This window comes from Pantoea sp. y20 (genome assembly GCF_054903455.1).
The window spans coordinates 1,487,934-1,499,875 of sequence record NZ_CM142816.1 but is presented as its reverse complement, the minus strand read 5'-3'; the positions used below and the strand labels follow the sequence as shown (position 1 = coordinate 1,499,875).

General features: G+C 52.8%; 10 protein-coding genes. All 10 read right to left on the bottom strand.

What is annotated here, in order from left to right:
• Nucleotides 1-35: 35 nt before the first annotated feature.
• The 10 genes from kdsB to aroA all read right to left on the bottom strand — a co-directional run bounded on the left by kdsB (nucleotide 36) and on the right by aroA (nucleotide 11,875).
• A complete protein-coding gene (kdsB, locus tag ACYAC5_RS06915) occupies nucleotides 36-785 on the bottom strand; it encodes a 3-deoxy-manno-octulosonate cytidylyltransferase (protein ID WP_049851021.1) in 750 nt (249 codons plus the stop codon).
• Nucleotides 782-964: a Trm112 family protein gene (locus ACYAC5_RS06910; protein ID WP_007887424.1), complete on the bottom strand. Its 183-nt coding sequence runs from the start codon at nucleotides 962-964 to the stop codon at nucleotides 782-784. The genes kdsB and ACYAC5_RS06910 overlap by 4 nt, the downstream gene beginning before the upstream one ends.
• 90 nt (nucleotides 965-1,054) lie before the next feature.
• Nucleotides 1,055-2,272 carry a winged helix-turn-helix domain-containing protein gene (locus tag ACYAC5_RS06905; protein ID WP_192234409.1) on the bottom strand — a complete coding sequence of 406 codons (1,218 nt, stop codon included), beginning with the start codon at nucleotides 2,270-2,272 and terminating at the stop codon, nucleotides 1,055-1,057.
• Nucleotides 2,273-2,294: 22 nt separating this feature from the next.
• On the bottom strand, nucleotides 2,295-3,296 hold the full coding sequence (gene lpxK, locus ACYAC5_RS06900) for a tetraacyldisaccharide 4'-kinase (protein WP_101760955.1): 1,002 nt from the start codon (nucleotides 3,294-3,296) through the stop codon (nucleotides 2,295-2,297).
• Nucleotides 3,293-5,041, bottom strand: coding sequence for a lipid A ABC transporter ATP-binding protein/permease MsbA (msbA, locus tag ACYAC5_RS06895; RefSeq protein WP_101760956.1), 1,749 nt, complete (start codon nucleotides 5,039-5,041; stop codon nucleotides 3,293-3,295). The genes lpxK and msbA overlap by 4 nt, the downstream gene beginning before the upstream one ends.
• A 34-nt stretch (nucleotides 5,042-5,075) precedes the next feature.
• Nucleotides 5,076-7,334, bottom strand: a complete 2,259-nt coding sequence (locus ACYAC5_RS06890; protein ID WP_462062955.1) for a DNA internalization-related competence protein ComEC/Rec2 — start codon at nucleotides 7,332-7,334, stop codon at nucleotides 5,076-5,078.
• Nucleotides 7,335-7,540: 206 nt separating this feature from the next.
• Nucleotides 7,541-7,825 carry an integration host factor subunit beta gene (gene ihfB / locus ACYAC5_RS06885; protein ID WP_003849360.1) on the bottom strand — a complete coding sequence of 95 codons (285 nt, stop codon included), beginning with the start codon at nucleotides 7,823-7,825 and terminating at the stop codon, nucleotides 7,541-7,543.
• 86 nt (nucleotides 7,826-7,911) lie between these two features.
• Nucleotides 7,912-9,588, bottom strand: a complete 1,677-nt coding sequence (gene rpsA / locus ACYAC5_RS06880) for a 30S ribosomal protein S1 (RefSeq protein ID WP_052025984.1) — start codon at nucleotides 9,586-9,588, stop codon at nucleotides 7,912-7,914.
• Nucleotides 9,589-9,709: 121 nt separating this feature from the next.
• The gene (gene cmk, locus ACYAC5_RS06875; RefSeq protein WP_222210655.1) at nucleotides 9,710-10,390 is read right to left on the bottom strand and encodes a (d)CMP kinase; all 681 of its coding nucleotides are present in this window, start codon (nucleotides 10,388-10,390) and stop codon (nucleotides 9,710-9,712) included.
• 198 nt (nucleotides 10,391-10,588) lie between these two features.
• Nucleotides 10,589-11,875, bottom strand: coding sequence for a 3-phosphoshikimate 1-carboxyvinyltransferase (aroA, locus tag ACYAC5_RS06870; protein ID WP_277974704.1), 1,287 nt, complete (start codon nucleotides 11,873-11,875; stop codon nucleotides 10,589-10,591).
• Between the last annotated feature and the right edge of the window lie 67 nt (nucleotides 11,876-11,942).

Here is an 11,942-nt window from a genome sequence, read left to right as displayed (position 1 = left end):
TTTCAGGCCAGCGAGAGCCGCTGGCCGGTCGGAGATTAACCCTGCATAGCGAGACGAACCCGCTCAAGGTCTTCCGGCGTATCCACCCCAACACTTGGGATAGTTTTTGCCACCGCGACGTGAATCTTTTCACCGTACCACAGCACGCGCAGCTGTTCGAGCAACTCAATGTGCTCCAGCGGGCAAGGTTCCCACGCAATGTAGCGACGGATGAAACCGGCGCGATAGGCGTAGATGCCAATGTGGCGGAGCAGCGTGTCGCCAATCTGCTCGCGCGAACGCGCATAACGCTCGCGATCCCAGGGAATGGTGGCGCGTGAGAAGTAGAGCGCATAACCTTTGGCGTCCATCACCACTTTCACCGCGTTCGGGTTAAAGGCTTCTTCTGCATCGGTGATCGGCACCGCCAGCGTCGCCATCCCGGCTTCAGATTGCGCCAGATTACCTGCTACCTGACGTACAATCTCCGCCGGGATCATCGGCTCGTCGCCCTGCACGTTAACGATGATCGTGTCGTCGGCAAACTGATACTTTTCGATCACTTCGGCCAAACGCTCAGTGCCGGACTGATGATCGACCCGCGTCATGCACACTTCGCCGCCGGCCGCCGTTACCGCCGCTGCCACATCCGGATGATCGGTGGCGACAATCACGCGATCGGCACCCGATTCACGGGCGCGTTCCATAACGTGCAGCACCATCGGTTTACCCTGAATATCCACCAGCGGTTTGCCGGGCAGACGCGTTGAAGCGTAACGCGCAGGAATAATGGCAACAAAACTCATGGATGAATCTCTTCAACAGACAGCGTACGCGCTTCCACTTCCAGCAGCACTGGAATACCGTCACGTACCGGGTAAGCCAGGCCATCCGGTTTACAGATCAGCTCTTGCTGCTCTTTGTTGAAATAGAGTTTTCCGTTGCATACCGGGCAAGCAACGATTTCGAGTAAACGGTGATCCATAATCTTCTCCATTCAGGACCGATTCAGACGGGTAGCATAGCATAATAGCGTGCGCGTGAATGATGCACTCAAGCCGGACAAATGGCAGCTTTATTCACCAATCGACCAGCGAGTTGACCAGGCAGCCAGCAGTTCTGCCGGCGCATTTTCGATAATCACTTGGTTGGCGCCTTGCCACGCGGCGAAGCGATTAATGGCTTTTTGGACGTCATTAAGGAAAGCGTTACTGATGCGTGTGCCCTCTTCCAGCCAGAATGCACGAACCACTAATTGCTGCGCCTGACGCTCCATTTTGGCATCAATGCGCGCTTTCAATAATCCGCGATGCAGGACCGGCAGGACAAAATAACCATATTTGCGCTTTTCCGCAGGCGTATAGCACTCAATGCGGTAATCAAAATTAAACAGCTCCAGCGCGCGACGACGATCCCAAACCACTGGATCAAAGGGTGACAACAGCGCGGTATGTGTGGCAGAGAGTGGCTTTTCCAGCAGCGGCAATAATGCGTGGTGTAACCACATTTCGCCCAGTTGCTCGACCTCAACACGCACAATTTCTCCGCGCGCAGCCGCATCCTCAAGCCATGACTTGAGCGGTGCGCGTTTGAGCCGGTAATAATCGGCTAACCAACTGCCACGGAAAATGCCGAGACTGCATGCGCTGTGACTCAGCATCTGTAACACCGCTTCGTCTTCACTTAACGCATGCTGTTCATCAATCCAGTCCGGCATCACGCGGCTGTGCAGATCGTAAACCCGCTGGAAGTTGCGCCGCTCCACCACCATCAACTGACCCGCACTGAACAAATTCTCCAGATGACGCTTATGCGGCTTCCACGCCCACCAGCCCGGTTTGGTCTGTTTATCATTACTGAAATCGGCTGCTCGCACTGGGCCGTTGACGGAGATGTGTTGCAGTAGGTCAGTGATTTCCTGTTGATGTTCCTCAACCCATCGTTGGTTGTACTTCCAGCCCAGTCGCTGCGGTTCCAGCATGCGGTGGCGCAGCAACGGGTAATCTTCGAAAGGAATAAAACAGGCTTCATGAGCCCAATATTCAAATAATGCGCCCGAGGCCAGCGCCTCTTCCAGCCAGTTGGTCTGATACGCGCCAAGGCGGCTAAACAGCACCAGATAAGGACTGCGTGCCACCACATTGATGGTATCAATTTGCAGCAAAGACATCTGACGCACAGTCGCGTGTATATCAGCAAAGCGCGCACGTCGGCCTAAAGGACGTAACAGTCCCTGAGCAGCCAGATGCAGATGACGAGCAGTTTGCAACGAGAGGGAAGCGACGAGGTTCATAACTCCATTCCCTTTTTGGTGGTTAGCGCGAACGGGCGTCTCGCGCGGTAGTGCAGAGATGGGTGATATCGTCTAACAAGGTTGTCACCGCCGCGCCTTGCAGATGCGCATCAACCGGCAAATACCACCAGTTTGGGCGAGCAAAACTACGGCATTTTACCGCATCTTTTTCCGTCATCAGCAAGCACTGATCTGCCTGAGTCAGACGCCGCAATTCGTCTTCGCTGTAAGCATGGTGATCGGCGAAGGCAATTTCAGCCACTGGCTTGATGCCTTGCTGCTTAAGCGTGTTGAAGAAGCGCGGCGGATGACCTATGCCGGCCATCGCGACAATTTCCGGCAATTGCGCTAACGCCACGCTTGCACCGTTGATCAGGTTGACCGCCAGACCGGGCTGCAATGACATCGCAATTTCGCCCGCCTGCGCATCGCCGCCGTTAACGATCACCGCATTTACGGTGCTAAGTCGTGAGGCGCGTTCACGCATCGGCCCAGCCGGTAACCACCAGCCATTGCCAAAACGACGCATCCCATCCACCACCACGATTTCGCGATCGCGCTGCAGCGCGTAATGCTGCAGGCCATCATCGGTGATAATCACATCCAGATCGTGCGCAGCGAGCAAGCCTTCTACCGCCAGACGCCGCCGTGGCGCAACGGCGACCGGCACTTGCGTGCGTTGAGCGATCAGCACAGGTTCATCGCCGGCCTGCGCCGTGGGCGTTTCAGCGGTAACCAGCAGCGGATAACGTTCAGCTTTTCCGCCGTAACCCCGCGACACCACGCCAGCACGTACTCCACGTTGTTGCAGCGCCTGCACCAACCAAATCACTACAGGCGTTTTACCATTCCCACCTGCGGTGAGGTTCCCCACCACAATCACAGGGCAAGGCGCGCGCCAACTTTTTCGCCAACCGCGCTGGAAGCTGAGGCGAATCAATAGGGTGATCGCCCCATAAAGCAGACTCAGCGGCCATAGCAGCAGCCATAACGGCGAACGCCCGCTCCAGATGCGTTCAATCATTGACCGAACTGCAGTTTGTGAAGCTGCGCATAGGCGCCCTTCTGTTCAAGCAGCACGCTGTGAGTACCGCGTTCGACAATGCGACCATCTTCAACTACGACGATCTCATCGGCTTTCTCAATGGTCGACAGACGGTGCGCAATCACCAGTGAGGTGCGATTTTTCTGCAGCTCATCAAGTGCGGCCTGAATCGCCCGCTCAGATTCGGTATCGAGCGCTGATGTGGCTTCATCGAGAATCAAAATCGGGCAGTCGCGCAGTAACGCACGCGCAATCGCAATACGCTGACGCTGACCACCGGAAAGCAGCACGCCATTCTCACCAATAACGGTATCAAGGCCATTATCCATCTTCTGGATGAAGTCCATTGCATGCGCCATGGTCGCAGCCTGCTCGATTTGCTCGCGCGTGTATTGACCATTACGGGCATAAGAAATGTTGTTGGCGACGGTGTCGTTGAAGAGATGAACGTTCTGGGAAACCAATGCCACTTGATTACGCAGTGAACGCAGGGTGTATTCGCGCAGATCGTGGCCATCCAGCAGAATTTCACCGCTATCAATGTCGTAGAAGCGCGTCAGCAAGCTGGCCATAGTGGATTTACCAGAGCCAGAACGGCCGACCAGTGCAACGGTTTTACCGGCAGGCAGCGACAGGTTGATATCACGCAGCGCAGGAATTTCACGGCCTGGATAGGTAAAGGTCACGTTGCGGAATTCCACATCACCCTTAGCACGATCCATTTCACGCTTGCCGTTATCCACTTCCTGCTCACTGTCAAGAATCGAGAACAGCGTCTGACAAGCCGCCATACCGCGCTGGAACTGTGCATTCACGTTGGTCAGTGACTTGAGCGGACGCATCAGGGCGATCATTGATGAGAAGACCACGGTGATGGTACCGGCTGTCAGCGTTTCCATCACGCTTGGGAAACTGGCGGCATAAAGTACAAATGCCAGTGCCAGCGAGGCAATCAACTGGATTACCGGATCAGAGATTGAAGATGCTGACACCAGTTTCATGCCTTGTTGGCGCATCCTGTTACTGACCTGAGAAAAACGCTTGGCTTCCACTTCCTGGCCACCAAAGATCAGCACTTCTTTATGCCCTTTTAGCATCTGTTCGGCGCTGGTGGTGACCTGTCCCATGGTGTTCTGCATGTTCTTACTGATGCTGCGGAAACGTTTGGAAACAGTACGAATAGCAAAGGAGACGATCGGTGCCAGCACAATGAGAATCAAAGACAGCTGCCAGCTGTAATAGAACATCATGATGAACAGGCCAATGATTGAGGCCCCTTCACGCACCACCGTAACCAGTGCACTGGAAGAGGAAGAGGCCACCTGTTCAGAATCGTAGGTGATGCGTGACAGCAGCGTCCCCGTTGATTGCTGATCAAAGAAGGTTACCGGCATGCCCATCATATGGCCGAACAGGCGGCGACGCATATTCATGACCACGTTGCCGGACACCCATGAGATGCAGTAACTGGAGATATAGCTGGTCACGCCACGTACCAGCATCAGGCCAATTACCACTAGCGGCATCCACAGCATTACGGATCTGTCTGCTTTACCGAAGCCATCATCCAGTAAAGGTTTCAACAGAGAGAGCATCAGGGTATCGCCTGCCGCATTGAGTATCAGCGCCACCGCTGACACATACAGGCCAGCCTTGTGGGGCGCAATCATCGGCCAGAGTCGACGGAATGTCTGCCACGTTGAGAGATCTTTATCTTGATGCATTATTTATTCACGCTGTTTGAAATAGCCGCTCATTCTACCTGGAATCGCGTTTGACGCCAAACCACTGATGGTACCATCGAGGCATTATTTGCTCTCTTAAGCCCTTAATTTGCCAATGACCTTGTCTGATACCCACATGAATCTGACCCGATTGTGCCGTGTCGTACCACATATAGCCTTGCTGACGATAGCGTTGCACCACGGCTGGCGCAGGCATACGCCAGGCGTTATACCGCGCCACCGAAGCAAATGCTGCTTTCCCAGCAACATTACGTAACAGTAATGCGCCTGATGAAGTCCGACTACCATGGTGCGGAACCTGCAAAATTGTCGCGTTCAGAGCCTCTTTTTCCAGCGCGACAATTTTTCTCTCGGCTTCTAACTCAATATCCCCGGTGAGTAACACGCTAAAGAGCCCGTCATCGACTCGCACCACACAGGAATCGTTATTTTGTCCCTGGGTCTGATTCTCCGGCGGCCACAAAGCGGTAAATTGCAATTTGCCCCACTGCCACCGCTGACCACGGAAGCATGGCAGGTGTCCGTCTTCCGCCAGGGCACTACGAATTGCTACCGCTGGATTAACTTTGAGCAATGAGTGTAGCCCACCACGGTGATCAAGATGCTTGTGGCTTAGTATCAAAGAATGGAGGCTTCTACCGTGATACTGCAACCATGGCAGAATGACGCGCGATCCGGCATCATCCTGTTTCCAACCCGGTCCAACGTCATATAACACCACTTCATTGCCCTGTGTAATGGCAATCGCCAGGCCATGCCCCACATCAATCATGTCGATTTGCCAGTCATCACGCTGTGCAGTGCTGCGCCAGAGGATGATTACGAGTATCAGGCTAAAACACGGCATCACACTGCGATAAATCAGCTTGCTGCGCCAGAGAACTAATCCTACCCACAGCAGCACGACAGCAGGTAACGTATCGCTCCATGCCCACCAGCCAGCGGGTAACCACTGCAGCAGGAGCATGACCTGGCTTATGGAAAGATCCGCCAGAGACCATAATCCCGTTGAAATCAGCGGCACTGGCAATAGCATTGCCAGCAATATTAGTGGCACCGTGACAAAAGACACAACCGGCACCGCGATCAGATTTGCTAATAACGCACTCAGGCTTATTCCCTGAAACAGGAAGATTTGTAGTGGAGCCATGAGGATCATCATTCCTAACTGCAGATGTAGCAATTGCAATAACAGCCATCGACGCTTTGCGCGAAAGCGATGTGTTAATGGAAACCATTGATACCAGGTAATCAGCATCGCGACCGCCAGTGCCGACAACCAAAAGCTTTCTGACAGCACAGTTAATGGATCCAGTACCAGCAAAGCGCCGATACATAACGTCCAGACTTGCCAGCCACTGAGCTGCCAACCGGCGCTGCGCATCCCTATCCATAATATGAGCGCGATCATCGCGCGCTGGGCCGGTGCATGACTGCCAGAAACCCACGTGTAAGTCGCTGCGGTCATAACACTAACCAGCAGCGGAAATAAATGACCAATCAAATGACCCGGCAAAATTACCTGGATAGCACGCGCCAACAGCCATCCAACGCTGGCAGCTAATGCAATATGCATTCCCGAGATTGCCATCAAGTGGGCAGTACCTGTTTCCCGCAGCAACTGTCGCTGCTCTTCAGTCATGTTGGTACGTATACCAAACGCTAAAGCCTGCATAATTGCCGGTTGTTTGAGCGTATCGAATGCGGGTAGATGATGATTAATTAAACGCGTCCGCCAGTTGCAAGTTAGCGATTCCACCTGCTGACTGATGATGCGCCCTTGCAGCGGCGTGTGATTAGACAAGGCAAAGCGCTGCAGATCGAACTCGCCTTCATTTAATCTGCCGTGGACGGCACGCAGTCGCAGTTTCATCTGCCAGCGCTGACCGGCACAGTACGGCTGCTCCATCGAATCATTATTGAGCGTGACAAAGAGAGGTGGAAACTGATAACGCTGACCGACACGCAAGATTTGCACGGTTAATTGCTGCTTCTGTTCACGAACTTCAGTCACCCGTACAGTGGCTTCAATTGAGGCGGCAGTCAGATCCCCAATGGCATTGACCATCTGGCGGGCTTCAGTCAATGTCCAGGCCACCATTAAGAGAGCAATCCCTGCAAGCCGTAGCAACGTGATTGGCATCAACCCAAGCGCCACAGCGAATACAACCATGATGACTATTCCGTTGGCTGCGGGTATGTGCGGCAATATGCCCAACGACAATGCCGAGGCAATCATCAATCTGGCCAGAACAATCCAGTTCATATGCATCATTACTCTCCCTCATTGGCGGAAGAGTGTGCCGAGAAAAGCAGGGATTTACTTCATTGAAAAGAGAGTGTGTCGCGATGGATTCCGAGACTTTTGCAGAAATTACATTGATGAGACTTCATTTTGGAAAGCAGGTCTCAATTCCGCATACTTTAAACAAAAAAAAACGACACCCTAAAGTGTCGTTTTTATCGTTCGGTAACGGCTTAGCCGTAGATGTTCGCACGGTCACGCAATTCTTTGCCCGGCTTAAAGTGGGGAACGTATTTACCTTCCAGATCCACTTTGTCGCCCGTTTTCGGGTTACGACCCGTACGCGGTGCACGGTAATGCAAAGAAAAGCTGCCGAATCCCCGGATTTCAATGCGCTCGCCCTGGGCCAACGTAGTGGCCATGTGCTCAAGCATCTCTTTGACCGCATCCTCAACGACTTTCGCCGGAATATGAGTATGCTGGCCAGCAAGTCTCTCAATTAGTTCTGACTTGGTCATGTAACCTCCGGTTAATCCTTATTTGGAAAGGTATGACAGCTTTTACCGAAACCGGACGATTTTCATCGTCCGGTGCCTTAGGTCGATTACTCGCCTTTAGCCGCTTTGAACGCTTCAGCCATCGCGCTAGAGAAGTTGCTGCCTTCATCCTGTTTGGTGTTAACAGTGTTGATAGCTTCTTTCTCATCAGCCTGGTCTTTAGCACGAACAGACAGGCTCACAACGCGGTTCTTACGGTCAACGCCGGTGAATTTAGCTTCAACGTCGTCGCCAACACTCAGAACCAGAGTTGCGTCTTCGATGCGGTCCAGAGAAGCTTCAGAAGCGCGCAGGTAACCCTCTACGCCGTCAGCTAATTCTACTGTAGCACCTTTCGCGTCAACTGCAGTGACTTTACCAGTCACGATAGCGCCTTTCTTGTTGAGGGTGATGTAGTTGTTGAATGGATCTTCAGCCAACTGCTTCACGCCCAGAGAGATGCGCTCGCGCTCTGCATCAACCTGCAGTACAACGGCAGCGATTTCGTCGCCTTTTTTGTACTCACGAACGGCTTCTTCGCCAGTCGCGTTCCAGGAGATGTCAGACAGGTGAACCAGACCGTCGATGCCACCGTCCAGGCCGATGAAGATACCGAAGTCAGTGATTGACTTGATTTTACCTTCAACGCGATCGCCTTTGTTGTGGGTCTCAGCGAACAGCTGCCATGGGTTAGATTTGCACTGCTTCAGACCCAGGGAGATACGACGACGCTCTTCATCGATGTCCAGAACCATTACTTCAACCACATCGCCTACGTTTACAACTTTAGACGGATGGATGTTTTTGTTGGTCCAGTCCATTTCTGAAACGTGTACCAGACCTTCAACGCCTTCTTCGATTTCTACGAAGCAGCCGTAATCAGTCAGGTTGGTTACACGACCAGTCAGGCGGGTGCCTTCTGGATAGCGCTTAGCGATAGCAACCCAAGGATCTTCGCCCAGCTGTTTCAGGCCCAGAGATACACGGGTACGCTCGCGGTCGAACTTCAGCACTTTAACAGTGATTTCGTCGCCCACGTTGACGATTTCGCTCGGATGCTTAACGCGTTTCCAAGCCATATCGGTAATGTGCAGCAGGCCGTCAACGCCGCCCAGATCCACGAATGCACCGTAGTCAGTGAGGTTCTTAACGATACCTTTAACTTCCATGCCTTCCTGCAGGTTTTCCAGCAGCTGATCGCGCTCAGCGCTGTTCTCAGATTCGATAACTGCACGGCGTGAAACCACGACGTTGTTACGTTTCTGATCAAGCTTGATTACTTTGAATTCAAGCTCTTTGCCTTCCAGGTGCAGAGTATCGCGAACCGGACGAACGTCTACCAGTGAACCTGGCAGGAACGCACGAATACCGTTCAGCTCAACTGTGAAGCCACCTTTAACTTTGCCGTTGATAACACCGGTAACAGTTTCAGCGTCTTCGTAAGCTTTTTCCAGCGTGATCCAAGCTTCGTGACGTTTAGCTTTCTCACGGGACAGCAGGGTTTCACCGAAGCCGTCTTCTACTGCGTCCAGCGCAACGTCAACTTCGTCGCCTACCTGGATTTCCAGTTCGCCGGCTGCGTTCTTGAACTGCTCTGCAGGAATTGCAGATTCAGATTTCAGACCCGCATCAACCAGAACTACGTCTTTGTCGATAGAGACAACAACGCCACGAACGATAGAACCCGGACGGGTTTCGATTTCTTTCAGGGACTCTTCAAAGAGTTGAGCAAAAGATTCAGTCATATTGATAATCTTAGGATTCTTCAATTTAACGTCCACCTGACTTCATTGTCGGATGGGGTTGTTTCACATGCCCTGCACCGGGTCCTTGGTACAGGGTTACAGCAATTCGGTTGCCGAAAGATTAAATGCCCAACTTACGCTTAGCATAATCAAGCGCCTTTTCAATCACTTGCTCAATCGACATACTGGTTGAATCCAGTACCAGAGCATCTGTGGCAGGCACTAAAGGGGCGATGGCACGATTACGATCGCGGTCGTCGCGTTCCCTTATCTCGGATAAAAGGCGATCAAAGTTAACATTAAAGCCTTTATCCTGCAACTGTAGCATACGGCGATGCGCACGCTCTTCTGAGCTGGCGTCGAGGAATATTTTCACTGGCGCATCAGGGAAAACCACGGTTCCCATATCGCGTCCATCGGCGATTAAACCGGGCTCTTCGCGGAATGCACGTTGGCGTCGAAGCAATGCCTCACGCACCCGCGGAAAAGCGGCAACGCGCGATGCGGTGTTGCTGACTTCTTGCGTGCGGATTTCACCGGTGACATCTTCACCTTCAAGAACCACCTGCATTTCACCGTCAACCGATAGAAAACGCACATCAAGATGCGCAGCCATCGGTACTAATGCTTCCTCGGACTCAATATCCACCTGATGGTGAAGTGCGGCCAATGCTAAAACGCGATAAATAGCGCCAGAATCCAGTAAGTGCCACTGCAACGACTCCGCCATCGCTTTACATAAAGTCCCTTTACCCGCGCCACTTGGCCCATCGATGGTAATAACCGGGGCGATTGCCGTCATTGTTCTCTCCTGTTGCTGCGTGCTTATTGTCAGCCCTTCCAGGCCGCCTGGATTGCGCGGCATTATACGCTGCCTGCGTCGGGTTAGTTACCCTTTAGCGTAGACAGCGCTAGAAATATAGACAGATTCAGAAGAATTTCCGCCTGATAAGGCCAGAAGAGAGCAAAGAAACCCGGCGCTGTGCACCGGGTTAGACGATCAGGAAGTATGACTGATTTTCGCCAACTGCTGGAAATAGCTCGGGAAGGTTTTCGCAGTGCAGCCTGGATCAAGGATGGTTACCGGCGTATCGGAAAGAGCCACCAGAGCGAAGCACATTGCCATACGGTGATCGTTATAAGTACCGATGTCCGCATGTTGCAACTGAGCCGGGGGTGTAACACGAATAAAGTCGTGTCCTTCTTCTACTTCCGCCCCCACTTTGCGTAACTCAGTCGCCATCGCAGCAAGACGGTCGGTCTCTTTTACGCGCCAGTTATAGATGTTGCGCATCAACGTGGTGCCTTGAGCGAAAAGGGCAGTAGTTGCAATTGTCATTGCCGCATCGGGAATATGGTTCATATCCATATCGATTGCCGTCAGCGATCCGCGTGTGCAAGAGATATAGTCATCTCCCCACTCAATCACTGCGCCCATCTTTTCCAGCACATCAGCAAAACGGATATCGCCCTGCACGCTATTGCGGCCAATACCGGTTACACGTACGGTACCCCCTTTAATGGCAGCGGCAGCGAGGAAATATGATGCAGAAGACGCGTCACCTTCCACCAGATAATCGCCCGGAGACTGGTACTGTTGCTGCCCTTTAACCACAAAACGCTGATAGTCCTGATTATCAACATCCACACCAAAGCAGCGCATCAGGTGCAAGGTGATATCAATGTAAGGCTTAGAAACCAGATCGCCTTTTATGGTGATGATGGTGTCTTGCTGCGCCAGTGGCGCGGTCATTAGCAATGCCGTGAGGAACTGGCTGGATACACTGCCATCGACGCTGACTTCCCCACCAACAAAACCACCATTAAGACGCACTGGCGGGTAATCGGTCTGTTCGAGATAGTCAATCTTTGCTCCGCCCTGACGCAGTGCATCAACCAGATGACCAATCGGACGCTCTTTCATGCGTGGCTCGCCAGTCAGAACGATTGACTGCTCGCCCAAACAGAGCGCGGCAGCCAAAGGTCGCATCGCTGTACCTGCGTTACCGAGAAACAGCTCAAGCGGTTTTTCAGCATGTAAAGGGCCCGCGTTACCTACTACTTCGCATACGGTGCGATCGTCTGAGAGCGTATAGCTGACACCCAGCGCTTTGAGGGCATTCAGCATGTGCTTAACGTCATCGCTATCAAGCAAGTTAGTCAGGCGGGTGGTGCCCTTTGCCAGCGCGGCCAGCAAGAGTGCGCGGTTCGAGACGCTTTTTGAACCCGGTAAGTTTACCGTGCCGTCAACGCGAGCAATCGGTTGTAGAGTCAGGGAGTCCTGCATGTGAAACCAAATCTCCAGAAAATACGAGACCCCATCGAGTGACGGGGTCTGATACCAGACAAGCTGG

Coding starts and splice junctions, on each gene's coding strand:
- aroA (WP_277974704.1), bottom strand. CDS start 11,875: ATGCAGGACTCCCTGACTCTACAACCGATTGCTCGCGTTGACGGCACG.
- kdsB (WP_049851021.1), bottom strand. CDS start 785: ATGAGTTTTGTTGCCATTATTCCTGCGCGTTACGCTTCAACGCGTCTG.
- ACYAC5_RS06910 (WP_007887424.1), bottom strand. CDS start 964: ATGGATCACCGTTTACTCGAAATCGTTGCTTGCCCGGTATGCAACGGA.
- ihfB (WP_003849360.1), bottom strand. CDS start 7,825: ATGACCAAGTCAGAACTAATTGAGAGACTTGCTGGCCAGCATACTCAT.
- ACYAC5_RS06890 (WP_462062955.1), bottom strand. CDS start 7,334: ATGCATATGAACTGGATTGTTCTGGCCAGATTGATGATTGCCTCGGCA.
- rpsA (WP_052025984.1), bottom strand. CDS start 9,588: ATGACTGAATCTTTTGCTCAACTCTTTGAAGAGTCCCTGAAAGAAATC.
- ACYAC5_RS06905 (WP_192234409.1), bottom strand. CDS start 2,272: ATGAACCTCGTCGCTTCCCTCTCGTTGCAAACTGCTCGTCATCTGCAT.
- lpxK (WP_101760955.1), bottom strand. CDS start 3,296: ATGATTGAACGCATCTGGAGCGGGCGTTCGCCGTTATGGCTGCTGCTA.
- cmk (WP_222210655.1), bottom strand. CDS start 10,390: ATGACGGCAATCGCCCCGGTTATTACCATCGATGGGCCAAGTGGCGCG.
- msbA (WP_101760956.1), bottom strand. CDS start 5,041: ATGCATCAAGATAAAGATCTCTCAACGTGGCAGACATTCCGTCGACTC.